The organism is Agrobacterium sp. (assembly GCF_059499945.1).
The window spans coordinates 421,137-447,415 of record NZ_JCABZP010000010.1 but is presented as its reverse complement, the minus strand read 5'-3'; the positions used below and the strand labels follow the sequence as shown (position 1 = coordinate 447,415).

General features: G+C 59.8%; 27 protein-coding genes. 15 read left to right on the top strand and 12 right to left on the bottom strand.

Annotated features, from left to right (window positions below):
* The first annotated feature begins 63 nt into the window (after positions 1-63).
* Positions 64-288: a hypothetical protein gene (locus AC5I5B_RS08760; RefSeq protein WP_495752611.1), complete on the top strand. Its 225-nt coding sequence runs from the start codon at positions 64-66 to the stop codon at positions 286-288.
* Between the two features lie 248 nt (positions 289-536).
* Here the strand turns inward: AC5I5B_RS08760 and AC5I5B_RS08755 are convergent, their stop codons facing one another.
* On the bottom strand, positions 537-1,154 hold the full coding sequence (locus tag AC5I5B_RS08755; RefSeq protein WP_003508056.1) for a PilZ domain-containing protein: 618 nt from the start codon (positions 1,152-1,154) through the stop codon (positions 537-539).
* 184 nt (positions 1,155-1,338) lie between these two features.
* Entirely contained in the window at positions 1,339-1,881 is a 543-nt protein-coding gene (locus tag AC5I5B_RS08750; RefSeq protein ID WP_003508057.1) for a PAS domain-containing protein, read from the bottom strand.
* Between the two features lie 354 nt (positions 1,882-2,235).
* Here AC5I5B_RS08750 and AC5I5B_RS08745 point away from each other — a divergent pair, with 354 nt between their 5' ends.
* Positions 2,236-2,973: a rhomboid family intramembrane serine protease gene (locus AC5I5B_RS08745; protein ID WP_003508058.1), complete on the top strand. Its 738-nt coding sequence runs from the start codon at positions 2,236-2,238 to the stop codon at positions 2,971-2,973.
* A 154-nt stretch (positions 2,974-3,127) separates the two neighbouring features.
* Complete coding sequence (locus tag AC5I5B_RS08740) at positions 3,128-3,562, top strand: CBS domain-containing protein (RefSeq protein ID WP_003508059.1); 435 nt, start codon at positions 3,128-3,130, stop codon at positions 3,560-3,562.
* A gap of 52 nt (positions 3,563-3,614) precedes the next feature.
* Here the strand turns inward: AC5I5B_RS08740 and AC5I5B_RS08735 are convergent, their stop codons facing one another.
* From AC5I5B_RS08735 to folE, 4 genes are all read right to left on the bottom strand, one after another.
* The gene (locus AC5I5B_RS08735; RefSeq protein ID WP_003508060.1) at positions 3,615-3,944 is read right to left on the bottom strand and encodes a hypothetical protein; all 330 of its coding nucleotides are present in this window, start codon (positions 3,942-3,944) and stop codon (positions 3,615-3,617) included.
* A gap of 68 nt (positions 3,945-4,012) precedes the next feature.
* A complete protein-coding gene (locus AC5I5B_RS08730; protein ID WP_003508061.1) occupies positions 4,013-4,951 on the bottom strand; it encodes a patatin-like phospholipase family protein in 939 nt (312 codons plus the stop codon).
* Positions 4,952-5,046: 95 nt separating this feature from the next.
* Positions 5,047-5,499, bottom strand: coding sequence for a phosphoribosyl-AMP cyclohydrolase (gene hisI / locus AC5I5B_RS08725; RefSeq protein ID WP_020811294.1), 453 nt, complete (start codon positions 5,497-5,499; stop codon positions 5,047-5,049).
* A gap of 124 nt (positions 5,500-5,623) precedes the next feature.
* Positions 5,624-6,250 (bottom strand): GTP cyclohydrolase I FolE, encoded by a 627-nt coding sequence (gene folE / locus AC5I5B_RS08720; protein WP_003508063.1) that lies wholly within the window; start codon positions 6,248-6,250, stop codon positions 5,624-5,626.
* Positions 6,251-6,533: 283 nt separating this feature from the next.
* Between folE and AC5I5B_RS08715 the strand changes: the two genes are divergently transcribed.
* The 4 genes from AC5I5B_RS08715 to thrS all read left to right on the top strand — a co-directional run bounded on the left by AC5I5B_RS08715 (position 6,534) and on the right by thrS (position 9,994).
* Positions 6,534-6,980 carry an iron-sulfur cluster assembly scaffold protein gene (locus tag AC5I5B_RS08715; RefSeq protein ID WP_111834540.1) on the top strand — a complete coding sequence of 149 codons (447 nt, stop codon included), beginning with the start codon at positions 6,534-6,536 and terminating at the stop codon, positions 6,978-6,980.
* Between the two features lie 3 nt (positions 6,981-6,983).
* Positions 6,984-7,343: a membrane protein insertion efficiency factor YidD gene (gene yidD / locus AC5I5B_RS08710; protein ID WP_003508065.1), complete on the top strand. Its 360-nt coding sequence runs from the start codon at positions 6,984-6,986 to the stop codon at positions 7,341-7,343.
* Positions 7,340-7,864, top strand: coding sequence for a DUF1697 domain-containing protein (locus tag AC5I5B_RS08705; protein ID WP_111834466.1), 525 nt, complete (start codon positions 7,340-7,342; stop codon positions 7,862-7,864). The genes yidD and AC5I5B_RS08705 overlap by 4 nt, the downstream gene beginning before the upstream one ends.
* Before the next feature lie 126 nt (positions 7,865-7,990).
* A complete protein-coding gene (thrS, locus tag AC5I5B_RS08700) occupies positions 7,991-9,994 on the top strand; it encodes a threonine--tRNA ligase (RefSeq protein ID WP_111834465.1) in 2,004 nt (667 codons plus the stop codon).
* Positions 9,995-10,253: 259 nt separating this feature from the next.
* Here the strand turns inward: thrS and AC5I5B_RS08695 are convergent, their stop codons facing one another.
* Complete coding sequence (locus tag AC5I5B_RS08695) at positions 10,254-11,234, bottom strand: RgsD C-terminal domain-containing protein (protein ID WP_003508068.1); 981 nt, start codon at positions 11,232-11,234, stop codon at positions 10,254-10,256.
* 109 nt (positions 11,235-11,343) lie between these two features.
* Between AC5I5B_RS08695 and AC5I5B_RS08690 the strand changes: the two genes are divergently transcribed.
* The 3 genes from AC5I5B_RS08690 (at position 11,344) to AC5I5B_RS08680 (ending at position 13,802) form a co-directional block, all read left to right on the top strand.
* Positions 11,344-11,925, top strand: a complete 582-nt coding sequence (locus tag AC5I5B_RS08690; RefSeq protein ID WP_060724317.1) for a nitroreductase family protein — start codon at positions 11,344-11,346, stop codon at positions 11,923-11,925.
* Positions 11,925-12,536 carry a flavin reductase family protein gene (locus AC5I5B_RS08685; protein ID WP_020809325.1) on the top strand — a complete coding sequence of 204 codons (612 nt, stop codon included), beginning with the start codon at positions 11,925-11,927 and terminating at the stop codon, positions 12,534-12,536. The genes AC5I5B_RS08690 and AC5I5B_RS08685 overlap by 1 nt, the downstream gene beginning before the upstream one ends.
* Before the next feature lie 111 nt (positions 12,537-12,647).
* Positions 12,648-13,802 (top strand): DUF2336 domain-containing protein, encoded by a 1,155-nt coding sequence (locus AC5I5B_RS08680; RefSeq protein WP_111792197.1) that lies wholly within the window; start codon positions 12,648-12,650, stop codon positions 13,800-13,802.
* A gap of 42 nt (positions 13,803-13,844) precedes the next feature.
* On the opposite strand, the gene AC5I5B_RS08675 is transcribed toward AC5I5B_RS08680, so the two are convergent.
* Positions 13,845-14,279, bottom strand: coding sequence for a hypothetical protein (locus tag AC5I5B_RS08675; RefSeq protein ID WP_111784313.1), 435 nt, complete (start codon positions 14,277-14,279; stop codon positions 13,845-13,847).
* A gap of 106 nt (positions 14,280-14,385) precedes the next feature.
* Here AC5I5B_RS08675 and AC5I5B_RS08670 point away from each other — a divergent pair, with 106 nt between their 5' ends.
* Complete coding sequence (locus tag AC5I5B_RS08670) at positions 14,386-14,841, top strand: GNAT family N-acetyltransferase (RefSeq protein WP_080866211.1); 456 nt, start codon at positions 14,386-14,388, stop codon at positions 14,839-14,841.
* Positions 14,842-15,095: 254 nt separating this feature from the next.
* On the opposite strand, the gene AC5I5B_RS08665 is transcribed toward AC5I5B_RS08670, so the two are convergent.
* Positions 15,096-16,334, bottom strand: a complete 1,239-nt coding sequence (locus AC5I5B_RS08665; protein ID WP_080866210.1) for an AI-2E family transporter — start codon at positions 16,332-16,334, stop codon at positions 15,096-15,098.
* A 231-nt stretch (positions 16,335-16,565) separates the two neighbouring features.
* Between AC5I5B_RS08665 and AC5I5B_RS08660 the strand changes: the two genes are divergently transcribed.
* A complete protein-coding gene (locus tag AC5I5B_RS08660; protein WP_060724321.1) occupies positions 16,566-18,299 on the top strand; it encodes an ABC transporter ATP-binding protein in 1,734 nt (577 codons plus the stop codon).
* 23 nt (positions 18,300-18,322) lie between these two features.
* On the opposite strand, the gene AC5I5B_RS08655 is transcribed toward AC5I5B_RS08660, so the two are convergent.
* Complete coding sequence (locus tag AC5I5B_RS08655; RefSeq protein ID WP_003508088.1) at positions 18,323-18,550, bottom strand: hypothetical protein; 228 nt, start codon at positions 18,548-18,550, stop codon at positions 18,323-18,325.
* A gap of 465 nt (positions 18,551-19,015) precedes the next feature.
* Between AC5I5B_RS08655 and AC5I5B_RS08650 the strand changes: the two genes are divergently transcribed.
* The 3 genes from AC5I5B_RS08650 to arsK all read left to right on the top strand — a co-directional run bounded on the left by AC5I5B_RS08650 (position 19,016) and on the right by arsK (position 22,038).
* Positions 19,016-20,341, top strand: coding sequence for an Nramp family divalent metal transporter (locus AC5I5B_RS08650; RefSeq protein WP_162695531.1), 1,326 nt, complete (start codon positions 19,016-19,018; stop codon positions 20,339-20,341).
* Positions 20,342-20,468: 127 nt separating this feature from the next.
* Positions 20,469-20,837, top strand: a complete 369-nt coding sequence (locus tag AC5I5B_RS08645) for an ArsR/SmtB family transcription factor (protein ID WP_020809330.1) — start codon at positions 20,469-20,471, stop codon at positions 20,835-20,837.
* Positions 20,803-22,038, top strand: a complete 1,236-nt coding sequence (gene arsK, locus AC5I5B_RS08640) for an arsenite efflux MFS transporter ArsK (RefSeq protein ID WP_173992186.1) — start codon at positions 20,803-20,805, stop codon at positions 22,036-22,038. The genes AC5I5B_RS08645 and arsK overlap by 35 nt, the downstream gene beginning before the upstream one ends.
* A gap of 185 nt (positions 22,039-22,223) precedes the next feature.
* Here the strand turns inward: arsK and AC5I5B_RS08635 are convergent, their stop codons facing one another.
* Together AC5I5B_RS08635 and AC5I5B_RS08630 are read right to left on the bottom strand one after the other, a co-directional pair.
* Positions 22,224-26,042, bottom strand: a complete 3,819-nt coding sequence (locus AC5I5B_RS08635) for a vitamin B12-dependent ribonucleotide reductase (RefSeq protein WP_087744134.1) — start codon at positions 26,040-26,042, stop codon at positions 22,224-22,226.
* Complete coding sequence (locus tag AC5I5B_RS08630; RefSeq protein ID WP_262514456.1) at positions 26,032-26,163, bottom strand: hypothetical protein; 132 nt, start codon at positions 26,161-26,163, stop codon at positions 26,032-26,034. The genes AC5I5B_RS08635 and AC5I5B_RS08630 overlap by 11 nt, the downstream gene beginning before the upstream one ends.
* Between the last annotated feature and the right edge of the window lie 116 nt (positions 26,164-26,279).

The window sequence follows — 26,279 nt, the reverse complement described above, 5'->3', positions numbered from 1 at the left end:
AGATATTTCCGGAGCGCTGTACAGCCAGTTGGCGAACGGTACCGAAGGCGTGGATTTCTCGTTTTGGGATGGCTGTTTCAGGCTGGGTCAGGCCGGAAAAAGCGGAAAAAAAACTTCAAAAAAACTGCATTTTTTCTGGAAAAAGTTCTGCGGGTCGATTTTCGTGCCGTGGATGATCTGATCAAGGGCGCGACATGTTCCGCCGCGTTTATCCTTTTCGCCGAATATGGTGGACCGATCTGCCGCACAGCTGTCCCTGGTAGTTACGTTTTCCGTCCGGCACGCTGAGCATGCGCAGGATGTCGTGCGCGGTCGGGGCATGAAAATGGAAAAGTTCGGCAGCGAGAAAGCAGAGAATGGAGCGCCGGAAGCTATCAGCGGCTCGTGAACCCGATACAGCCGCGAAGGACAAAGCATAGACTGCCAAACTGCGGTCCGGGAAACGTCTCAATCATGCGACTAGGTTGAGCGCAAAGCACGCCAAATGCCGTACGTATTCGTACGGGCGCAGAACCTGCCGCGTTTGGTGGAGCGTCCTAGAGAAATTCAATCAGTGCGTCGGGCGACTGGACGCGGTCGAATTCGACGGCGACGCCTTCCATGAAATGGCGCACGATCTTGCCGCTCATGTTTTTGCCGAGCTGGACCCGGCTTCCGAGCGGCGGCCGGTTTTCGATCTCGATTGCCGCACCCGACAGGGAAAGGTCAATCAGTCGGCAGGCGACAAGCACGCCGTCTTCCAGAACAAGCTGGGCTCTCGCGTTGCGCGGCGTCAGGCGGTCGTGGCGGCGGTCTTCCGGCAGGCCGAGCAATTGACGCTTGGCGATCCATGCCAGCTGGGCGGCAAGTTTTTCCCGCTTGCGCTCCGGCGCGTTGATGGCGATGAGAAAACCCGATGCGGTGAGCGATGTCACCGTGCCTTCGATCCGGCCGATATGCTGGAGATAAGCGATGACGCGGTCCCCGTGGCGGGCAATACCCGAGCAGGTGAACTGCGCTCTTTCGGCGGTCATCTCGGTCGCGGTGCAATCATATTCTTCATGGTCGGGCAACATGAGGCGGCCGGTGAAGGACACGCGGACGGCGTCGTCAAGATGAGCTTCCTCAACCGGACGCAGGATTTGGGCGGTGTTGACCGAACGGGACGAAAACATGAGCAGCGCAATTGTAATGAATGATGATGGTAAGTTTCTACCTTGCGCGAGTTAACAGACTGTATTGTTTAATCTCTACAATTTTTCTGATCGGCAATATCGTTACAGTTCTGACCTATTTTTTTGAGGTTTCGACGCCGCCGCACCTTTTCCAGACGGGTTTGGGAGCGGTGAAACAGGTCGGTCAGCAGCTTTCGGCGCGCTGCGTATCCATCGGATATTCTACGGGCGCGATGTCCAGGCGCAGCAGGCGGCTGCTTTTCATTGACAGATGCTGGATGGGCGCGGCGAATTCGTGTCGCGGCCGCTCCGCAAGCAGGGCCCCGAGCAACCTTGGAGCGGCGTCCGGATCCGTGCGCAGCGGCAGGAGCAACATTTCATATGCCAGCGGTGCGGCGCCATGGCTGTCCTCCGCCTCGAGATCGAAGACCACGGGCAACTGATGATGAAGGATGCCGCGCGCGACACGGCAGGGGAAGACGGCATTTGCCTGATGCCACAGTTCCGAAAACGGGCGATCCCGCAGCTCGCGGCCGAAGAGGTCGCAGAGACGTGTGCCGGCAAGGCGGAAGAACGGGGTGTTCTCTCCCTTGTCGGTGAGGATGAAAAGATCGCCCAGGTGATGTTTCAGCTTTGCGGGATCGATGTCCTCGCGTCGAGGGGCCGATCGCTTGCCGCGCAATTCATCCCAATAGGCATATATGTCCAGTCCGGCCATGCTCTTCATAGCATCTCTCCATGTTCGTTTTTGGGACATCATGTCCATCCGAACGTCTGTATTCTGAGGTGTAGCGATTTTCGTGCCAACTGGATTTGTTAAGGTTAACAAAGGGTTGATGTTGAATGGCGGCAATGGCCGTGGCATCGGTGCGGCCATGTCGGGGAAAGCTCCGTCAGCACAATTCGATGGCGCCGCCCGTTGTTTTACGGCGGGCCCGCAAGCCGGACCGTCCCTGGCCCGGCGTCTTGACCGATTGCGGTTTGGGCGTCGCGCGCTTCAAAGGCGGGACGGCTTTTTTTTCGTTCGGGCTTCCTATATTGCTCGGGGAACGCAAAATTCGACCAAGACAGGGATGGGATCATGTCCTACGGGGACGGCGAACAGCCGCCGGTTTCGGAAACACCGGAGCCGAAAGACGATACGAGTAATCCCGTCTTCAACCTGCCATCGCTGCTGGTCGGCATACTGGCCGCGCTGATCATCGCTTATGTGGTTCCCGCCTATCTTCTGTCGGAGGAAGGCAATGGCTGGTTCATCTTCACCTTTGGCTTCATTCCGCTGCGTTATGCGGTGCCTTTTTCGCAGCAGGGCCTGGAATGGCTCTGGACGCCGGTGACCTATTCTTTCCTGCATGGCGGCATAGAGCACATTCTCTTTAATGGCCTGTGGCTGATGGCCTTCGGCGCGCCGGTTCTGCGCCGGATCGGAACAGTGCGCTTCGTGCTGTTATGGTGCATTTCCGCCGCTGTTTCGGCCTTTGGTCATGCCGCGTTGAACTGGGGTGATGTGACGGTACTGATCGGCGCATCCGGCGTCGTTTCGGCGCTGATGGGGGCGGCCTGCCGCTTCGCTTTCCCTGCGCGTGGCGGATATAGCGCCTCCTTCGGCCATCTGATGCCGCGGCAGAGCATTCTTGCGGCGCTTTCCAACCGCACGGTGCTGATCTTCACGCTGATGTGGCTGTTCGGCAATGTGCTGATTGCGGTGGGCGTGCCGCTGTTCGGCGATGTCGGCGGTCAAATCGCCTGGGATGCCCATGTTTTCGGCTTTCTGCTAGGCTTTATGTTCTTCGGCCTTTTCGATCGACGATTGGTCTGAGCCGATCACGCTCCTTGTCGGCCATGGCGCAAATTTGCTTTCGCAAGTCCCATGCGGGATTGCATTCATGCGGGCCTCAGCGCACCATATCTCATGATTTGCAACCGCCGGGGGAGACTGCGGCACTGCGGATCGCTGAAAAGAGGAGGAAGGCATGCCAACATTCGTAAAGGATCTTCTCGACCGCAAGGGCCGGGACGTCGTGACTGTCGGTCCGGAGGTCAGCATCGGTGAAGCGGCGGCAACGCTTAATGCGCATAAGATCGGTTCCGTCGTCGTGACCGACGCCGACGGTGTCGTTCTCGGCATCTTCACGGAACGCGATCTGGTGAAGATCGTGGCGGGCCAGGGTGCCGCTTCCCTCCAGCAATCCGTTTCGGTGGCCATGACCAAGAATGTCATTCGCTGTCATCACAATTCCACCACCGATGAGCTGATGGAAATCATGACGGGTGGACGTTTCAGGCATGTTCCTGTTGAAGAAAACGGCCGCCTTGCCGGCATCATCTCCATCGGTGACGTGGTGAAGGCGCGGATCGGCGAGATCGAAGCAGAAGCGGAGCACATCAAGGCTTATATTGCCGGATGATTTTGCGTCCCGGCGTCAGATGGCTGGAAAAGGTTCAATCTCGGGCCGGGACTCACGCATCGCCCTTGGTAACAAGTCGCCATTGAAGAAAGTCGGCTATTTTCGCCGATATTTCCACGTAGAAGTTTTGCGTCTCATAATCAGAGCAGACAATTTCAACCCGATTGAACTGTGAAATGAATTTGCCGCTGCTGGACCAGTTGCCATCGGCCGCTTCTTTCACGATGACGATGTCGATCCAGGGCTGACCGTCCGCCGACGTAAAGGTGACGTCGCTTGTCCGTTTGAGCTCAGGCTGTCCCTCCAGAAACCCGATCAATCGATTCGTGTCGCACAATATGTTTTTGTCGGTCGGGGGCAGGACCGAGATATACCAATACATGGTCTCACCATCTCCGGGCGTTTCATCTATTCATTCTGGGCTTTGGAGACGTTTTTAAAAGTAGCGTATTAGCGCCGGAACGCCTGCTGCATGCGCTCAAGCTCCGGAATACGGGAGCGCGTCTCCTCATATCCGCGATCGATAGCTTCGCTGGCGCGATGGAATTCCGAGAGGCCGATATGGTTGATGCGGGGATGAAGCATCAGATCGGGCGGGTCGCCAGCCAGACGCGAGCGGGAAATCCGGTCCTGAATGATGTTGAAGGCCTGCACCATGACGCCGGGCAGGCCGGGACGCGGCGCCGTTTCCACCGGCGGTGTGCCGCCGCCATGCGGTGAGGCCGCGTGCTTGACCACGGCGGAACGGCCGAAGAGATCGTAGTTGAGGTTGACGGCGACGACCAGCGCCTGCTCATAGGCGCGGCAGACGGAAACCGGCACGGGATTGACGAGCGCGCCGTCAATCAGCGTGCGGCCGTTGCATTGCACGGGTTCGAAAATGCCGGGCAGGGCATAGGATGAACGCAGCGCGGTAACGAGGTCGCCCTGATGGATCCACACTTCGTGGCCGGTGCGCAGCTCCGTGGCGACGGCGATGAAGGGATGATCGAGGTTTTCGACGCGCAGGCCTTCGAGATGCTCCTGCATGCGCTTGGTCAGCCGCATGCCGCCAAAAAGGCCGCCGCCGCCGATCGTCAAATCGAGCAGGCCGGCAATGCGGCGCATCGTCAGCGAACGGGCGAATTCCTCCAGCTCATCGAGCTTGCCGGCGAGATAACAACCGCCCACGAGCGCTCCGATCGACGTGCCGGCGATCATGCCGATCTTCACGCCGGCCTCGTCCAGCGCCCGCAGGACGCCGATATGGGCCCAGCCGCGGGCCGCGCCGCCGCCAAGGGCGAGCGCTATGCGGTGTTTGTCGACGATCTGGGTGACGGGCGGCTCATTGCCGGTGGCTTCGGGATTTCCAGCCGCAAGATGATTGTGACGATTTCCCCATCCCAACATGACCGCACTCCCTGCCAATTCTGTGAAGCTCCGCCCTTATCCCCGGAGCCCGCTATATTGGTAGCAAATTGGTGCGGCCGATGGAAGGTGGCCGTTTATTTGTCCGAATAGGTGGTGGCCGGATCGAAATGGCGGGTGTCGTCGGTGATCTTCGTCACAGCATCGCCATTGGAGAGCTCGACGGTGCGATAAAAGCACGAGCGGCGACCGGTATGGCAGGTCGCATCATGGCCGGCGACGGAGACCTTCAGCCACACCGCGTCCTGATCGCAATCAGTGCGGAATTCCTTCACCGTCTGCAGGTTGCCCGATGTTTCGCCCTTCTTCCAGATCTTGTCGCGTGAACGGCTGTAATAGTGGGCGATGCCGGTCTCGAGCGTCAGCGACAGGGCTTGCGCATTCATATGGGCGACCATCAGCAATTCGCCGTCGCGTGCATCGGTAACCACGGCGGTGACAAGGCCGTGGGCATCGAATTTCGGCGAAAAGAGACCTGCGTTTTCGAGCACTTCCTTGTCCGCAGGCGCGGACGGAAACGAAATGGACATGGCTACCCCGGGAGAAAAGCGGAAGGTTTCAGAGCGGCGGGGAAAATGAGATCACTCCGCCACTCCAAAATTTGTCTGAGCATCGGGTTTTCAAAAACCCGCGCTACACTTTTCGGTCCGATGCCTAGCGGTTGCGCACCATGGTCATGAAGCGGACCTGCTCGGCCGGATCGTTCTTGAACGTGCCGGTGAAGCTGGTGGTCAGCGTCGTCGACCCCTGCTTGTTCACGCCGCGCATGGACATGCACATATGTTCGGCGTCGATCATGACGGCCACGCCGCGCGGTTTCAGGGTTTCTTCGATCGATCTTGCGATCTGCGCTGTCATGTTTTCCTGCGTCTGCAGGCGGCGGCCGAAGATTTCAACGACGCGGGCGATCTTCGACAGGCCGAGCACGCGGCCGGCCGGAAGATAGGCCACATGCGCCTTGCCGACGATCGGCACCATGTGGTGCTCGCAATGGGAGAAGAAGGGGATGTCGCGCACCAGCACCACATCGTCATAACCGCCGACTTCCTCGAAGGTCGTGCCGAGCACGTCCTGAACGTTCAGCTCATAACCGGCAAAAAGCTCGCGATAGGCCTTGGCGACGCGCTTCGGCGTATCCAGAAGTCCTTCGCGGGCGGGATTTTCTCCTGCCCAGCGCAAAAGAACGCGCACTGCTTCTTCCGCTTCGGCCTGGCTTGGGCGAGCTTCTGCCACGTCGGTTTTTGCGCCAGCGCCGGGGAAATTCTTCACGATCGCATCCATTCCGTCTCTCCCGATGCGGGTAAAGGCCGCACCTGAATTCGTTTTTCATCGCGAACATTTGTTCGCAGTTGCTGCTATCTGGTTGTTTTACAGCATTTTGGCAAGACCGATGCTGTTATTTCGGTATCGGAGCCGTTAATTTCATCACGGCTTGATGTCCAGAAAGCTCGTTAGCATATAATGAGAATGAAGGGCAGGAAAGCTTCACTGCGACAAACGCTGTGTTTGAAAAATTTGACCTGTCCTGTTTTTGGGCAATCTTGAGCGCGCCGGGCACCTGACGATGGACGACATCTACAATAATCGCATTCTGGACTTTGCCGGGAATATTCCGCTGACGGGTGTTCTTGAAGATGCCGACGCCAGCGCCGAAAAACACTCGCGCCTGTGCGGCTCTAAGCTCAAGGTTTATCTGAAGGTCGAAGGCGGCATCGTGACGGCGTTTTCCCACGAGGTGCGTGCCTGCGCGCTCGGCCAGGCCTCCGCCTCCATCATGGCGCATCACATCATCGGCGCTTCCAGCGGCGAAATCCGGCAGGCGCGGGAAGACATGCTCGCCATGCTGAAACAGGGCGGCGAAGGGCCGGCGGGCCGTTTCGAAGATATGCGGGTGCTTCAGCCCGTGCGCGATTTCAAGGCGCGCCATGCCTCCACCATGCTGACCTTTGAAGCGGTGGTCGATGCTCTCGACCAGATCGAAGGCCGGCCGGCTGTCAACGCTGCGGGTTAGGTGATGTGCGGCGAACCGGGCTGCCGGCATCAGCAGACGGCGGAAAAAGCGGGCCGATCCCGTAACTGGGCGGGCAGCTTTGCCAAAACGCCGGGGCGGTTGTTTGGTGTCGGCCTTATCCGGCTTTATCAATTGACGCTTTCCGGCTTCATCGGAAACTCCTGCCGTCACATCCCCACCTGTTCCGAATATGGCTATGAGGCCATCGCCCGCCACGGGCTGTGGGCCGGCGGATGGATGACCCTGTTTCGCGTTGCGCGCTGCGGCCCTGGCGGCACGAGCGGACTGGACCCGGTGCCGGAAGCGCTCGGCAGCACGAGGCGCTGGTGGGCGCCGTGGCGTTACTGGAGCCTGCATCGATGAAGGATCATGTGGCGCTGCTGCACAGCATCGTCCTTGGCGCGGGCAAGCGGCTCATCATGGCCGATCTGCGCGCAATGGCTGAAGAACTGGGATTTGCCGAGTGCCGGACGCTTGTAGCCACCGGAAACCTGGTCTTTCGTGCGGAGGATGCTCCCGTTCGCGAGATTGAGGACAGGCTTGAACGCGCCTTCGAAAAGCGTTTCGACAAACATGTCGATATCATGGTTCGCCCGGCTCGCGACTGGCTGAAACTGGCGGCTGAGAATCCGTTTCCGGATGGCAATCCATCCGATGTCTGCGTTCGGGTGATGCGCGAACCGCTTGGCAAGGACGTTCTCGGATTTCTCGAAAAATATCGCCGGCAGGAGAAGATCGCCGTGATTGGTGGCGATTTATGGATCGATTTTCTGGGAAAGCCGAGCGAGAGCCGGCTTCTCCCGGTCCTGACCACCAGGAGGCTCGGCATAGGCACGACCCGCAACGCCAATACCGTCAATGGTCTCGCGGAAATGCTTCGCTGAGAGACCCTTCACCTTTGACTGGAATGGCAAAAGCCTTTATCAGGCTGCCTGTCCGTTTTCAGCGGGCAGATCATTATTCCAACACCACCCGCATTCGTTGGCGGGACTGGACAGGAGCACTAGACGATGTCTGAAGCCATTTCCCTTACATTTCCCGATGGATCCGTCCGCAGCTACGCCCCCGGTACGACCGGCCGCGAGGTTGCCGAATCCATTTCCAAATCGCTTGCCAAGAAGGCCGTCGCCATTGCGCTTGACGGCACCGTGCGCGATTTGTCCGATACCATCACCGATGGCAAGATCGAGATCGTCACGCGTGAAGACAAGCGTGCGCTGGAACTCATCCGCCACGATGCCGCCCACGTCATGGCCGAGGCAGTGCAGGAGCTTTGGCCCGGCACGCAGGTGACGATCGGCCCTGTCATCGAGAACGGCTTCTATTACGACTTCGCCAAGAACGAGCCCTTCACGCCCGAAGATCTGCCGAAGATCGAAAAGCGCATGAAGGAAATCATTCAGCGCAACAAGGCGTTTACCCGCGAAATCTGGTCGCGCGAAAAGGCCAAGGAAGTCTTCGCCGCCAAGGGCGAGAATTACAAGGTCGAGCTGGTTGATGCGATCCCCGAAGGTCAGGACCTGAAGATCTATTACCAGGGCGACTGGTTCGATCTTTGCCGTGGCCCGCATATGGCCTCCACGGGGCAGGTCGGCACCGCCTTCAAGCTGATGAAGGTGGCGGGTGCTTACTGGCGCGGTGACAGCAACAATGCGATGCTGTCACGCATCTATGGCACCGCCTGGGCGACGCAGGAAGAGCTGGACAATTATCTGCATGTTCTGGCCGAAGCCGAAAAGCGCGACCATCGCCGTCTCGGCCGCGAAATGGACCTGTTCCATTTCCAGGAAGAAGGTCCGGGCGTCGTCTTCTGGCACGGCAAGGGCTGGCGCATGTTCCAGACGCTGACGGCCTATATGCGTCGTCGGCTCGCCAACACCTATCAGGAAGTCAACGCGCCGCAGGTGCTGGATAAGTCGCTGTGGGAAACCTCCGGTCACTGGGGCTGGTATCAGGAAAACATGTTCGCGGTGAAATCCGCCCATGCCTTCACCCATCCCGATGACGAGGAAGCCGATCAGCGCGTTTTCGCACTGAAGCCGATGAACTGCCCGGGGCACGTGCAGATCTTCAAGCATGGCTTGAAGTCTTACCGCGAAATGCCCGTCCGCCTTGCGGAATTCGGCACCGTGCATCGTTATGAGGCTTCCGGGGCCCTGCATGGCCTGATGCGCGTTCGCGGCTTCACGCAGGACGATGCGCATGTCTTCTGCACGGAAGAGCAGATGGCGGCGGAATGCCTGCGCATCAACGACCTCATCCTCTCCGTCTATGAGGATTTCGGTTTCAGCGAAGTCGTCGTCAAGCTCTCCACGCGCCCTGAAAAGCGCGTCGGTTCCGACGATCTCTGGGATCGCGCCGAAAGCGTGATGATGGATGTTCTGAAGACCATCGAGGAGCAGTCTGGCGGCCGCATCAAGACCGGCATTCTGCCGGGAGAGGGTGCGTTCTACGGGCCGAAGTTCGAATATACGCTGAAGGACGCCATCGGCCGTGAATGGCAATGCGGCACGACACAGGTGGACTTCAACCTGCCGGAACGCTTTGGCGCCTTCTATATCGACCAGAACTCCGAAAAGACGCAGCCGGTGATGATCCATCGCGCCATCTGCGGCTCGATGGAGCGCTTCCTCGGTATTCTCATCGAGAACTTCGCCGGCCACATGCCGCTGTGGTTTGCGCCGCTTCAGGTCGTCGTCGCCACGATCACCTCGGATGCGGACGATTACGGCCGCGAGGTCGCCGAAGCGCTGCGCGAGGCGGGCATGGCAGTCGAGACCGACTTCCGCAACGAGAAGATCAATTACAAGGTCCGCGAGCATTCGGTGACCAAGGTTCCGGTCATCATCGTCTGCGGCCGCAAGGAAGCGGAAGAGCGCACCGTCAATATCCGTCGTCTCGGTTCGCAGAACCAGACGTCGATGTCGCTCGAAGACGCGATTACAAGCCTCGTGGACGAGGCGACGCCGCCGGATGTGAAGCGCAAGCTTGCGGCGAAGAAGCAGGTTGCGTGATAAATGACAACGGCCCCTTCGGGGGCCGTTTTTGTTTGTGAACGATGTGCTGTAGCAGCGCTATGATTGGCAGAGGGCGGGGCATCCGCACTCCGTCACCCCGGACTAGATCCGGGGGCCAGTGCGATCAAGTCCTTGATCGCGAAAGACTCGTCCCTCACGGCGCAGACGCGCCGTGGCTGGATGCCGGATCTAGTCCGGCATGACGGAAGAGAAGTTTCGGACGTTATCGCTGGCGTCGCGGCCGGCTCAATCAGACTTACTCGAAATCCCCGGTCATATCTTCCGGCGCCTGATCTTTCATCAGCACTTCCACATCCGAATCCCGGCCCGACGTGACCTTGAAGTTACGCTGGTAGACCTTTTCCTTGTTACGGGCGATGGCGGTATATTCGCCTTCCGCCAGAACCATGGTCGAAAACGCGCTGACGCTTTCGTTCACCACATCGCCGCCGCCGTTCAGCACGGACCAGGCCGTATCGGCAATGGCTTCGCCGCCCTCTTCGGACACGAGCTTGAGGGTGATCTGCGCGGCCTGGTGCTGCAGCGTCGCTTCGGTCAGCTTGCCGGCTTCCACCTGAATGTCGGCGCGCACCACCGCATTGACGTTGCCGTATTCGGAAACCACGTGATAGGTGCCGGCATTCAGCCGCACGATGGTGTTGGGCTTGATATCGGCCATGACGAGGCCGCGTTCGCCATCCGGCCGGGCGTCCGACGAATAGACGGAAAATTTGAGCTGGGTGCCGGAAATCTGCTTGTCGGACCCTGCGACCGCGTTCAGCACGAAGCCGCCGGCATCGAGAATCAGCACCTGTTTCTGAACGTTGCCAGACGTTGGGATATTGAGTTTCTTGGTGACGCCGGCGCGGCCGAAGGCGACGTTGACGAAATATTCGCCGGGTACCAGATTGAAATGGGCCGAGCCGCCCTCGGAGCTTGCCAGCATCGGCAATTTGCCGTCAGCGCCGGGAATGGGGCTGAAAACGCGCCAGGACAGGCCTTCTTTCACCGCCTCGCCTTCGCTCGTCAGCTTGGCTTCCATGGCGATATCGCGGGCGGTGCTTGCGGGGGCATTGGGTGCGGAAGGGGCGGTGAAAGCGTTGAGTTTCGGCATTTTCGGCGTGCCGCCGAGTTGCTTGAAGTCTTTAAAGGCATCCTGCGAAAAAGCGGCCTGTGATAAAAGACCAAGCGCAGCACATGCAATGGCCAGACGTGCCGCGATTTTGATTGCCGACATTTTCGATACCGATTGACTTCTTGATTTTCCCGCATCACTTCAAAACCAATGCCATGGCTATTTCAAGGCCCATGTTTCGCGATGACAGCAGAATGGAAGATTTTTGATCATGACAAGTGATATCAAGCTCCTCGATTATCTCAAGGCTCGCCGCTCTACGCCGGCCCTGCAACTTGCCGAGCCGGGACCTTCGAAGGGGCAAATCGAGGAAATCCTGCGCCTTGCCGTGCGCGTGCCTGACCATGGCAAGCTCGCGCCGTGGCGTTTCGTGGTTTATCGCGGCGAGGAGCGTGTGCGTCTCGGTGAAACGGCGCTCAGGATCGCGCTTGAAAAGAACCCGGAACTGGACCTGCAACAGCAGGAAGCGGAGCGCACGCGCTTCACCCGCGCGCCCGTCGTTATCGCCGTCATCAGCACCGCCAAGCCGCATTTCAAGATCCCGGAATGGGAGCAGGTCATGTCCGCCGGCGCGGTGTGCCTCAACGTCATCTTCGCGGCCAATGCCAGCGGTTTTGCCGCGAACTGGCTGACGGAATGGCTTGCTTTCGATCCGGCATTCCTTGCTGAGACCGGCGTCGGCGGGGAAGAGAAGGTCGCGGGCTATATCCACATCGGCTCAACGACATTCCCGCCGGTGGAGCGGCCGCGGCCGGAGCTTGCCGATGTCGTCACCTGGGTCGGGGACGTCTGATGTTCTACACCACGGACACCAACCAGCATGGCCTGCCGCATGATCCGTTCAAGGCGATCGTCGCACCGCGGCCGATCGGCTGGATTGGCTCGAAGGGCAGGGACGGTTCCATGAACCTCTCGCCCTATTCCTTCTTCAACGCGATCTCGGACCGGCCGAAGCTGGTCATGTTCTCGTCCAGCGGCAGGAAGGACAGCCTGCGCAATGTCGAGGAAACCGGCGTCTTCACCGCCAATCTCGTCAGCCGCCACCTGGTGGACCGGATGAATGCGTCTTCTGCGCCTGTCGCTTATGACGTCGACGAATTCGCCCTTGCCGGCCTTACCGCCGTCGACGGGCGGGTGGTGGACGCGCCTTTCGTCGGCGAAGCCCTGGCTGTTCTGGAATGCCGGGTGACGCAGATACAGCAACTCGGGGATGTCGACGGCAAGCCGACGGATTCGTGGATGGTGATCGGGCAGGTCATGGCGATCCATATCGATGAAACGATCATTCGTGATGGTCGCATCGATATGGGGCTGTCGCGCCCCGTGGCGCGCATGGGCTATATGGATTACTGCGATGGCGGCAGCGATGTATTCCAGCTGCAGCGCCCCTCTACTGCGCCGTAAATATAGTCCTTCTTCGGATGCGGTTAATTTTTATGGTGAACCAAACGTAAACCATTTGCGCCTAGAGTTTTATACATGGTGGCGGCGATGATGCCGCCATCCATTGTATGAATGTGTTTCGAGGCTCAGGTGATCGTACAGGCATTTCTTCGCTGGTCTGAAAAGGCTGGATCGACCGAGCGGGCGAAAGCTGCCAATGCGCTCGGCCGTGCCTATCTGCAGTCCGACATGGCGCGGGAAAACCGCGATGCCGCCTATATGGCGATGACCTATCTTCTCGATGACCCTTCACCGCGTGTGCGGCTGGCGCTCGCCGAAGCGCTGGCGGATGCCCAAGACGCACCGCGCGCCATTCTCGTTTCACTTGCCGAAGACCAGCCGGAAATCGCCTGCACGGTGATTGCCCGCTCGCCGGTTCTCGGCGAGGCCGACCTGGTTGATCTCGCCGGGCGCGGCGAAAGCCTGACGCGCGCGCTCATTGCCGCAAGGCCCGGTCTGCCGCGCGGGGTCTGCGCCGCCCTTGCCGAAGTCGGCGATCTGCCTGAGACCATCATCCTGCTTGAAAACGACGATGCCTTCATCACGCCATTCTCGCTGCGGCGCATTGCCGAGCGCCATGGCTGCGACGCCGATATTCGCGACCTTCTGCTTCGCCGTGAGGCGCTGCCGGCCGATGCGCGCCACCTGTTGATGGGTCGCATCAGCGAGGCGCTCGCCGGCTCGGCGCTGGTTCACGCGATGATCGCGCGCAACCGCGCCGACAGTCTTTTTCGCGAGGCGGAAGATTCCGCCACCATTCTTATCGCATCAAGCGTTTCTTCGCCGGAACTGCCGGCGCTGGTGGAGCATCTGCGCCAGCGGCTGGAACTGACGCCGGCGCTGCTCATCCACGCCGTCTGTTCGGGCCGGCTGGAATTCTTCACGGCGGCGATGGTCAATCTCTCCGGTCTCGATGACCGCAAGGTGCGCGCCATTCTGGCGACGGGGCGGCCGCACGCGCTGAAGGCCCTGTTCCAGTCCGTCGGGCTTTTTGGCGATGTCGTTGACGTTTTCATCGAGGCGACGCTGATGTGGCGCCGTGCCGCCCGCTCGCAGCTTTCTGAGGCGGCGGCCTCCGTCTCGGCCGAGTTGCTGGCGCATTTCCGCGAGGTCAACGGTTCCGAGACATTGTTCGAACTGCTGCATGCCGTGCGCAAGCTGGCCATTGCCGAAGAACGGCAGAAGGCGCGGTATTATGCGGAAGCGCTGACGGTCGAGGCGGCGTAAGGTCCTGGGGGCCTCCAGACGCAATTGCTGCGTTCCCCGCAATTACTTGTCAAACCGCTTGGCGATCCACGAATAGCTGTTTTCGACCATCCTGACCGGCGTTCCCAGGAGGTGCTTTATGCCTTCTGTGGACGGCAGAATGCGGCTGACGCGGCCGATCGCCTGTTTGGTGAGGCTCTCTTCTTCCTTCGGCGTTACCTCTGCGGTCGCCTGCTGCGTTCCGGCAGGTGCCGCCGCGGCGGGAGGCTGCGCGCCGGGCGTATTGCTCGCCGTCTGCGGAGCCTGCTCGCCCGGTGTCTGGCACACGGCCACCACGACCGGGTAGGGCGCATTGGCGTAACGCTCCAGCTCCTTTTCCGACACGGCGTCACATAGCTCGATGCTCGTCCAGCGCTGCTGCGAGGTGGCGATGTAATGGCAATCGGTGGCGCTGTCGTCACAGCCAAGGAAGGTCATGAGAACGAGGGCTGTTTTCATGGGGTGTGTTGCCTCTGTCGGGAATAATGCTCTAGAAACTCATCTATCCCGATTGCAGTGACATTACGACGAAATACGCATTTTTATAGAGAAGGCAGGCATCGCATTGGCCACCGAAATCAAGCTTGAAACACCACGGCAGGACGCGGTTCTGCGCCTCATCGATCTCTCCAATACCTATATGGCGTCGCTTTATCCCGCCGAGAGCAATCATCTGGTCGATATCGGCCAGCTGGAAAAGGACAATGTCTCCTTTTTCGTGGTGCGACACGATGGCCGCGTGGTCGGCTGCGGCGCGCTGGTGGAGGCGGGTGATGGCACGGCGGAGGTCAAGCGCATGTTCGTTGATCCCGAGGCGAGGGGATTGCGGATCGGCAAGCTGATCATGGATACGCTTGTCGCGCGCGGTACCGAACTCGGCCTTTCCGCCATCCGGCTGGAAACCGGGATCAGCCAGCCGGAGGCGATCGGCCTTTACCGCAAGGCGGGGTTTGTGGAGATCGAGGCCTTTGCGCCTTATAAGCCTGACCCGCTCAGCCTGTTCATGGAAAAGGCGCTTTAAGGAGAAGGCACCGATCGGTCGGATGGGCTGGCGATGTGACTGTTTGAGGTATAGCCGCAGCATTCGCCCACGTCACCTCGGACTAGATGCGGGTCCAGCGCGATCAAGTCTTTGATCGCGGAAGACTCTTTCACTGCGCAGATGAGCCATGGCTGATGCCGGTATCCAAGCCCGGCATGACGAAAGAGAGGGAAGCGGCCTTGGCCTGTCGGCTGGCGCTCCACGTCATCGCCGCCCACCGCAGGCTTCACCAGTCAAAAAGCAGCTTTCCGAAATGCCGTCGTTTCCTCGCTATCCTCTTCGAGCGCGGCAACCTCATCAACGGGATCGTCCTCTGTTGGCGGCGGGGGCGGAGCCTCGGTGGTGGTGGCGGCGGACAGTTCCACCTCGCGCACCCATTCGCGCCAGATTGCCACCAGCAGCGCCATCAGCACCGGGCCGATGAAGAGGCCGAGGAAACCCATGGTCTTGACGCCGCCGACAAGGCCGAAAAAGGTGGGCAGGAACGGCAGCTTGATCGGTCCGCCGACGAGTTTCGGCCGGATGGTCTTGTCGACGATGAAGAGTTCGACCGAGCCCCAGACGAAGAGCGCCAGCCCGTGGGCGGGCGATCCACTGGCGACCAGATAGATCGACACCAGCGTAAACGAGAGCGGCGCGCCGCCGGGAATGAGCGCCATGACGCCGGTCAGCACGCCGAGCGTGACGGGCGAGGGCACGCCGGCGATCCAGTAGGCGATGCCGAGGATGATGCCTTCACCGATGGCGATCAGCGTCATGCCGGTTACGGTCGAGCTGATGGTGGCGGGCACGACCCTCGAAATGCGTTCCCACCGTGTCGGCAGGATGCGTTCGCCCACCAGATCGACCTGACGGGTGAAGCCTGCGCCGTTGCGGTAAACGAAGAACAGCGCGATCAGCATGAACAGCAGGGTCAGCACGAGATGGAACGCGCCGTTGCCGGCGGCGAGGATCGCCCGGTAGATATTACCGATATTGGCGCCGCTGACGAGCTGGATGAGCTCGCCGATGGCGCCCGGCGTGCCGATATATTTCACCCATTGTTCGCCGAGCCAGGGGCCGACGGCGGGAAGGGCGGCGATCCAGTCCGGCACGGGGGCGCCCGTCTTGTTGACGTGCACCGCCCAGCCGAACCATTCGCGGATTTCGGTTGCCGTATAGGAGGCGGCGATGAAGATCGGCACCACGAGGAAGGCAATGATGAGGATGATGGCGATGGTGGCACCGAGCGTCGTGTTGCCGCCCACCTGCCGCAGAAGCCGCGTATAGACCGGCCAGCTGGCGAAACCGATGACGAGCGCGGCGAGAACCGGAACCAGAAAGCCGTTGAAGAAATAGATGCCCGCAAGGACGACCAGAAGGAGCAGCCAGCGCGCAGCCGAAATAGGCGGGATCAGGGCGATCCGCGTCGGGCTGGCGGGACCAAGCCATCTCGGTTCGCCACTGGGCTTACGGCTGTCAATGTTACTCACGGCAGGCTCTTTCTCGCATTCTCCCCGCAAGGGGTGCATTCACTCTGTCACACCGATACATATAAGTGCAATATAACCCGATCACATTACCGTTGTGTGTTTATTGCTGAACCTATTGAACGATTTTGGTAAAAATAGAACATCGGTCTTGGCGCGCGCATTGAAATATGACAATTAAACTCCGTTTTTATTGCGGCGTAAGGTTGCCGCGCCCGATCTCCAGGTCATGCCATGCTGCGCCGTTTCTTCGCCTATTACCGTCCCTATCGCGGTCTGTTCATTCTCGATTTTTCCTGCGCGGTTTTGTCGGGCGTACTCGAACTTGGCTTTCCGATGGCCGTGAAGACCTTTGTGGACGTGCTGCTGCCGGGCGGTGAATGGGCCATCATTCTCGCCGCTTCGGTCGGGCTGCTCGTCATCTATGTGCTGAATACCGGGCTGATGGCGACCGTCACCTATTGGGGGCACATGCTCGGCATCAATATCGAGACCGACATGCGGCGTCTGGCCTTTGACCATCTGCAAAAGCTTTCCTTCCGTTATTTCGACAACCAGAAAACAGGCCATCTGGTCGGGCGGCTGACGAAGGATCTGGAAGAGATCGGCGAGGTGGCCCATCACGGCCCCGAAGACCTGTTCATCGCCATCATGACCTTCATCGGCGCCTTCCTGCTGATGCTGTCGGTGAATGTGCCGCTGGCGCTCATTACCGCCGCCGTCGTGCCCGTCACCGCCTGGGTGACCAGCCGTTACGGCGGCCGCATGACGCAGAATTTCCGCGCGCTTTATGGCCGCGTGGGGGATTTCAACGCCCGTATCGAGGAAAATGTCGGCGGCATGCGGGTGGTGCAGGCCTTTGCCAACGAGGACCACGAGCGCGCGCTGTTCGAGAAGGACAACCAGAAATACCGCCGCACGAAGCTCGATGCCTACAAGATCATGGCGGCCAGCACCTCGCTGAGCTACATGAGCATGCGGCTGACGCAGATGATCGTGATGATCTGCGGCGCATGGTTCGTGCTGACGGGCGGTCTCACGGAAGGCGGCTTCGTTGGCTTCCTGCTGCTGGTCGGCGTGTTTTTCCGCCCGGTGGAAAAGATCAATTCGGTCATCGAGACTTATCCGAAGGGCATTGCCGGTTTCCGCCGCTTCACCGAACTTCTCGACACAGCGCCTGACATTGTCGATGCGCCTGATGCGGTGGACGCGCCGCTGCTGCGCGGCGATATCGAATATCGTCATGTCGGTTTCGGTTATGCCGAGGGCAAGCAGGTTCTCACCAATATCGACCTGAAGATCAGCGCCGGCGAGACGGTGGCCTTCGTTGGTCCTTCGGGCGCGGGCAAGACCACGCTCTGCTCGCTTCTGCCGCGATTTTATGACGTTACCAGCGGCGCGATCACCATTGACGGCATCGATATCCGACAAATGAAACTCGCTTCGCTGCGCAACCAGATCGGCATCGTGCAGCAGGATGTCTTCCTGTTCGGCGGCACGATCCGCGAGAACATCGAATATGGACGGCTTGGCGCTTCGGATGCGGACATCATGGAGGCGGCGCGGCGCGCCCGTCTCGATGGCGTCATCGAGGCCATGCCGCTCGGGCTCGACACCGTCATCGGTGAACGCGGCGTCAAATTGTCCGGCGGCCAGAAACAGCGTCTCGCCATTGCCCGAATGTTCCTCAAGAACCCGCCGATCCTCATTCTCGACGAGGCGACCTCCGCGCTCGACACGGAAACCGAGCGCGCCATCCAGCAATCGCTGACCGAGCTTGCCAAGGGGCGCACCACGCTCGTCATCGCCCACCGGCTGGCGACGATCCGCGATGCCTCGCGCATCGTGGTGGTGGACCAGACCGGCATTGCCGAAACCGGCGCCCACGCCGAGCTGCTGGCCGCCAAGGGCCATTACAGCCGCCTGCATGAGGCGCAGTTTAGCGGCCATCTTGCGGGCTTGAGCTGAGAGCGGCGCGTTTGCGCCGCAGCTTACCCGCCGTTCTCCGCTGCCTGTTCCTCCACGATGCCGGGGTTTGGCTCCGGCTTGCCGGGATGGCTGGTGACGAGATAACCCATGGCAACCGCGGCGGCGACGATGAACAGCAGCACGATGCCGCTGATCGTCATCAGCCAGTCGCGCGGCCTTCGATACGCCATGATATATTTCGGCCATCGGCTCGGATGGTTCACCAGGCTGAATTTATGGCCATGTCGCATGAACTTCCCCGGTATTAGAGTGTTCCTGAAATATAAACGCAGACAAGTGCGGCGCTGTTCCGCAAGGGCGGAGCAGGGGCGATGACAAGGCCGTGAGCCCGGCTGGCTGTAGCTCCGTCGTCTACACCTGTCGGCATGGCGGTTTCCGTATTTGCTACCACCCTTTCTCATCCGACCTCCGTCATTCCGGCCCTGAGCCGAATTCAGCAGAGGCGCGTCTGCGCGGCAAGACGAGTCTTTTTAACGGCAGGAACTGGGCTGGGCACTGGCAAGGGTCGGAAGGACGGGAAGGAGGGGTGTCGGCCCCCCAACGGGAACGTGGAGGTGCGCCGGATTGCGTTCAAACCGTACAGGTTCCCCCGGCACCGTCTGCATGGCTGCAAAAACTCCCCTTGTCAGCCGCTATTGCTTATGCGAATGATTTGCAACTGCACCAATTCAACCTTCCCTTTGAAAGCGCATAAAATGGACAAGCCAGTCTTTGGATGGCGACGAAACGGCGACGACCTCTCGTTATCCGACGTTCACAGTTCGATCAGGATCAATCCGAATGCCGGCACGTTTCGCCGGGCGATGGCGTTTTTCGGCCCCGGATATCTCGTTGCCGTCGGTTATATGGATCCCGGGAACTGGGCGACGTCGCTCGCCGGCGGATCCAAATTCGGTTACACGCTGCTGACGGTTGCGCTGGTCTCGAACATCATGGCGATTGTGCTGCAATCGCTCTGCGCGCGTCTTGCGATCGCATCCGGCCGTGATCTTGCACAGGCCTGCCGTGACGCCTATCCGAAACCGGTGGCAATGGTGCTCTGGCTGCTCGCGGAAATCGCCATTATCGCCACCGATATTGCCGAGGTCATCGGCACGGCCATCGGCCTCAACCTCATCTTCGGCATTCCGCTCGAACTCGGCGTCCTCATCACCGCGCTCGATGTGTTTCTGATCCTCTATCTGCAGAAGCTCGGCTTCCGCTGGGTGGAGGCGCTGGTCATCACGCTGCTTGGCGTCATCGCCGTATGTTTCGCCATTCAGGTGGCGCTGGCTGATCCCGACTGGGGGCAGGTGATTCTCGGTTTTGCGCCGACGACTGAGATCGTCACCAATCCTGATATGCTCTATCTGGCGCTCGGTATTCTCGGCGCCACCGTCATGCCGCATAATCTCTATCTGCATTCGGGCATCGTGCAGACCCGCGAAATCGGCGAGACAGTTGCCGAAAAACGCGAGGCGCTGAAATTCGCCACCCTCGATTCCACCATCGCGCTGATGTTCGCCCTGCTCATCAACGCCTCGATCCTCATCCTCGCAGCGGCGACCTTCAACAAGACCGGGCAGACGAATGTCGCCGAACTCGGTGAGGCGCATAATCTGCTCGCGCCGCTGCTCGGCCTTGCCATTGCGCCGACGCTGTTCGGCGTGGCGCTCTTATGCTGCGGCATCAATTCCACCGTCACGGCAACACTCGCCGGCCAGATCGTGATGGAGGGTTTCCTCAAGATGCGGCTCGCCCCCTGGCTGCGCCGCCTCATCACCCGCGCCATCGCCATCATCCCTGCCGCCGGCGTCACCATCTTCTATGGCGACAGCGGCACGGCCGAACTCTTGATCCTGACGCAGGTGGTGCTCAGCCTGCAACTCTCCTTCGCCGTCTTCCCGCTCGTCATGTTCACCGCCGACCGGACGAAGATGGGCGAGCTGCGCTCGCCGCTCTGGCTTTCGGCCTTCGCCTGGCTGATCGCGGTGGTGATTGCGGCGCTGAATGTGAAGCTGCTGTTGGATTTTATGGGATGATAGAGGGGGGCGGGCCGCGCCTTTTCGAGGCGCGGCTGCCACATCCCGTACGACGTTACATAATCGTCTTGTCGGCCTCGATAATCTGCGTTATCCATCGATACAATAATTCAAGGATTGTTGAAATATGGATGAGCGTCAGGCCCTGCTGTCATTTTCGGCTCTCTCTCAGGAGACCCGTCTGTCCATCGTGCGAGCACTTGTTATCGCGGGACCTGAAGGATTGGCCGCGGGCGTGATCGCCGAGCGCATGGGCGTCTCGGCAACGAATGTGTCGTTCCATCTCAAAGAGCTGGAACGGTCTGGTTTGATCTCACAGCGACGCCTGTCGCGATCGATCCTCTATAGCGCGAGCTACGATACTCTGGCGTCCCTCGTGAAATTCCTGATGGAAGACTGCTGCGCCGGGCATCCGGCCGTCCGGGAGGATGTCGAGCGTGGCAACAGCTGCCACCCTGCCGATGGCCGTGCTGAAGAGGGCAACATCGTTGCGTGATTTCAGGGCGTCTGCGGCCACCGTTTCTGCGCTCGGCCTTACACAGATCGTGGGTTATGGCACCCTCTATTATAGTTTCAGCATCCTTGCGCCCGGCATGGCGAAAGATCTGGGCCTGACGCTTTCTCAGGTTTTTGCGGTTTTTTCGGTGTCCCTTTTTATCGGCGGTCTTTCGGCAACCTATATCGGTAGGCAGATGGACCGGATCGGCGCCGCAACCATGATGACAATCGGTTCGTTTCTTGCGGCATTGACACTGGCGCTCTGCGCTTTATCGCCCTCGGTTGCGATCTTTGCCGCTGCGGTCATCCTGCTCGAAATATCCTCCGGTATGGTGCAATATCAGGCGGCGTTTGCGGCTCTGGTGGAAAACAATCCTCGTTCGGCGTCCCGAAACATCACCTATCTCACTCTCATCGGTGGTTTCGCATCGACCATTTTCTGGCCGATCTCGGCTGCGTTAGCCGTCCACCTCGATTGGCGGGAGATCTATCTCGTCTTCGCGGGACTTAATCTTTTTCTTTGTATGCCGCTTCACTTCTGGATTATGCGCGCAGGAAAGACGGGATCGAGTGCCGACACGACGAGCCGCGCGCGCGAGACCGTCGTGGGTGCGCTCCCTTCGCATACGAGACGCCGTGGGATGATCTTGGTCTCCTTCGCTTTCGCGATACTGGGTTTTACTCTCTCCGCCATCCTCGCCCATATGGTGCCGATGCTTGGAACCGTGGGGCTGGGAGCGGCAGCTGTCGTGATCGGCTCTCTTTTCGGTCCGGCCCAGGTTCTCAGTCGCTTGATCAACATGATCTTCGGCAAGAGCCTCCCGCCGCCAGCACTTGCGGTGCTTTCCGCTGTTTTAATCGTGCTGGGCATATTGATCCTGCTGGTGACAGCCAGCTGGCTACCGGGGGCGGTTGCCTTCGCCATCTGCCTTGGTCTGGGCTCAGGCATCAACAGCATCGCACAGGGAAACCTGCCGCTCTATCTATTCGGATCCGAAGGCTATGGGGCAATTACAGGAAAGATGGCAGCCGCTCGGCTTGCGGTGGGTGCCGGCGCGCCGTTCGTCTTTGCGGCGCTTACGGAGAATCTTGGCTTGAGCTTCGCACTGACGCTTAACGCGTGTCTCGGGCTGGTCAGTATTGCCGCATTCGTTGCGGTTGCGGTTTATGCGAAGGCATCTGGAACGCCAACTATTTGATCCAATCGATGTCAGACTAATGGCGCTTCAAGGCCCGTTGCTTCTTAGCCGCTCCGGTGTAGCGGGTCGCAGGTGGCAGGTCATGGTCATTCTAAAAGAAAAATCCGGGCACTTTTCAGTGTCCGGATTTCCATCATTTGCGCGATTGGCCAATTTCAGGTGCCGAGAAACCTTGTTGCCCCTGCTTAGCTGCAACCACTCGTCGCACCGCAGGTATCGCACTTCTCGCAAGTGCCGTTCCGCACCATCGTGAAGTTCTGGCATTCCGAGCACATGTTGCCCGTATAACCCTGTGCAATGGACCGCATGCGGCGTTCGTTTTCCTTCTTCTTGGCTTCCGCCTTGGCCGATGCCGCGTCGGCGGCGGCCTTGTCGGAGAAGAGGGCGGTGGCGGTCTGCTTGGCTTCCTGAACCACGTCGTCGATTACCTCTTCGGCAATCTCTTCCGCCAGTTCCTTGGCGCGTTCTTCATAATCGCGCTTGAAGGAGACGATTTCCGAGGTGGAGATCGCGACTGTCGGTTCCAGCTTGCGGGCGGCTGAGCCTGCAAAGGAAGTGACGTTGGCCGAGGCGCGGGCGGGGGCTGCCGTTGCCGAGCCCTTGGGTTCGGAAGCAGCACGTTCGCCTTCGTTGTTGGAAACCAGCGTCGGCTTGTAACCGCGTGTCCAGCCGGTGGAGAGCAGATTGGTCTTGCCTTCCTGGATACCCTTGCCGAGTGCCGTATTGGAGAAGTCAGACGTATCGACATGAGCGAGGTCGTGGCGGCCGAGATAGGATACGGCGAGTTCGCGGAACACGTAGTCGAGGATCGACGTGGCGTTCTTTATCGCGTCGTTGCCCTGCACCATGCCGGCCGGCTCGAACTTGGTGAAGGTGAAGGCCTCCACATATTCTTCCAGCGGCACGCCATATTGCAGGCCAAGCGAAATGGCGATGGCGAAGTTGTTCATCATCGCACGGAAGGCAGCGCCTTCCTTGTGCATGTCGATGAAGATTTCGCCGATGCGGCCGTCACCGAATTCACCGGTGCGCAGATAGACCTTGTGACCGCCCACCGTTGCCTTCTGGGTGTAACCCTGACGGCGGTTCGGCAGCTTTTCACGCTCGCGCGATACCCGCTCGATGACGCGCTCGACGATCTTTTCGGTGATCGTCACGGCCTGCTGGGCGAGCGGCTGCTGGACCAGTTCCTCGACGAAATCTTCGTCGTCCTCGTCTTCCACCAGCGAGGCGTTGAGCGGCTGGGAAAGCTTGGAACCATCGCGGTAAAGGGCGTTGGCCTTCAGCGCCAGCTTCCAGGACAGCATGTAGGCTGCGCCGCAATCTTCCACCGTCGCGTCATTCGGCATGTTGATCGTCTTGGAGATTGCACCCGAGATGAAGGGCTGTGCCGCCGCCATCATGCGGATGTGCGATTCGACCGAGAGGTAACGCTTGCCGATCTTGCCGCAGGGGTTGGCGCAATCGAAGACCGGCAGGTGCTCGTTCTTCAGGAACGGTGCGCCTTCCAGCGTCATCGCGCCGCAGACGTGAACGTTCGCCGCTTCGATGTCCTTCTTGGCAAAGCCGAGATGCTCCAGCAGGTTGAAGCTCATGTCGGAGAGCTGCTCGTCGGAAACCTTGAGCGTCTCCTTGAGGAAGTCAGCGCCGAGCGTCCACTGGTTGAAGACGAACTTGATGTCGAAGGCGCTCTTCAGCGCAGCGTTGACGGCTTCGATCTTCTCATCGGTGAAGCCCTTGGCCTTCAGCGTGGAGGGGTTGATGGCCGGCGCCTGGTTGAGATTGCCATGGCCGACGGCATAGGCCTCGATCTCGGCGATCTGGCTTTCGGAATAACCGAGCGAACGCAGGGCATCCGGAACCGCGCGGTTGATGATCTTGAAGTAACCGCCGCCGGCGAGCTTCTTGAACTTCACCAGCGCGAAGTCGGGCTCGATGCCGGTCGTGTCGCAATCCATCACGAGGCCGATCGTGCCGGTCGGCGCGATAACTGTCGTCTGGGCGTTGCGGTAGCCGTTCTTTTCGCCAAGTTCCAGCGCCTTGTCCCAGGCGGCTGTCGCATGGGCGATAAGGTCCTGATCCGTGCAATCGGCGTGGATGAGTGCAACCGGGTTGACCGAAAGGCCCTCATAACCATCCGACAGGCCATGGGCGGCGCGGCGGTGGTTGCGAATGACGCGCAGCATGTTGTCGCGGTTCGGCGCAAAGCTCGGGAAGGGGCCAAGCTCGCCGGCCATTTCAGCCGAAGTTGCGTAGGAGACACCGGTCATGATCGCGGTCAGTGCACCGGCAATGGCGCGGCCCTCATCGCTGTCATAGGGAATGCCCGACGACATCAGCAGGCCGCCGATATTGGCGTAACCGAGACCAAGCGTGCGGTATTCATAGGAGCGTTCGGCAATCTGGCGCGACGGGAACTGCGCCATCATCACGGAAACTTCGAGCACAACGGTCCACAGGCGGACGGCATGTTCATAGTCGGCGATGTCGATGCGCTTCGTCGCCTGATCCTTGAACTGCAAGAGGTTCAGCGAGGCAAGGTTGCAGGCCGTGTCGTCGAGGAACATGTATTCCGAGCACGGGTTCGAAGCGCGGATCGGGCCTTCGGCCGGCGAGGTGTGCCAGTCGTTCATGGTGGTGTTGAAGTGCAGGCCGGGATCGGCCGACGCCCAGGCGGCGTGGGAAATCTTTTCCCAGAGGTCGCGGGCCTTCAGCGTCTTCATCACCTTGCCGTCCTTGCGGGCGGTGAGGTTCCAGTCACCGTCATTCTCGACAGCGCGCAGGAAGTCATCCTTCAGCGAGACGGAGTTGTTGGAGTTCTGGCCTGAAACCGTGAGGTAGGCTTCTGAATCCCAATCCGTGTCATAGGTCTTGAACTGGATGTCCTTGTAACCCTGTTCGGCGAACTGGATGACGCGCTTGACGTAGTTTTCCGGCACCATGTCCTTCTTGGCAGCGCGGATCTCACGCTTCAGGGCAGGGTTCTTGGCCGGGTCGAAGCAGTCACCATTGTCAGCTTCGCAATTGACGCAGGCCTTCATGATCGCCTTCAGGTGCTTGGCGACGATCTTGGAGCCGGTGACGAGCGCGGCAACCTTCTGCTCCTCGTTCACCTTCCAGTCGATATAGGCTTCGATATCGGGATGGTCGGCATCAACAACCACCATCTTGGCGGCGCGGCGGGTGGTGCCGCCGGACTTGATGGCGCCGGCTGCGCGATCGCCGATCTTGAGGAAGCTCATCAGGCCGGAGGAGCGGCCGCCGCCGGAAAGCTTTTCGCCTTCGCCGCGCAGATAGGAGAAGTTGGAGCCGGTGCCGGAACCATATTTGAACAGGCGCGCTTCCCGCACCCACAGGTCCATGATGCCGCCTTCGTTGACGAGGTCGTCTTCGACGGACTGGATGAAGCAGGCATGCGGCTGCGGATGTTCGTAAGCGGACTTGGACTTGGTCAGCTTGCCGGTGAAGGGATCGACATAGAAATGGCCCTGGCCGGGGCCATCAATGCCATAGGCCCAGTGCAGGCCGGTGTTGAACCATTGCGGGGAATTCGGCGCAACGCGCTGGGTGGCGAGCATATAGGCAAGCTCGTCGCGGAAGGCGAGGGCATCTTCTTCGGACGAGAAATATTTGCCCTTCCAGCCCCAATAGGCCCAGGTGCCGGCCAGACGGTCGAAAACCTGACGCGCATCGGTCTCGGAGCCGAAACGTTCGGCTTCCGGAACGTCCTTCAACGCCTTTTCATCGGGAACGGAGCGCCACAGGAAGGAAGGAACGTCGTTTTCCTCGACCTTCTTCAGGAACTTCGGCACGCCGGCCTTGCGGAAATATTTCTGCGCCAGAACGTCGGTGGCAACCTGGGAAAACTGCGCGGGAACGTCGATGTCAGCCAGACGGAACACGATCGATCCATCCGGGTTCTTGATTTCACTGACGGCCTTGCGGAAGTCGATTTCCGCGTAAGGCGATTGGCCGGGCTTCGTGAAGCGGCGTTCAATGCGCATGGTTTCTGTCCTCGTCCATTGGGCGCCCGGTGAAGGGCGCAAAAATCCGGTCCAGCCGTGCGATGCCTTCGCGCAGCCGGTTGTTGCCGATCTGTAAGGGATGTTCATCCTTGGATGTCATCCCTGTATCTCGTGGCTTATTCGGCTGCAAGCATGTCATGGAATACTAAATATAGTATCAACAGCTTCCTGCCGCCAGTCCCCGCGTCATGTTTTTGGCGGTTTCCGAAAGGCGCG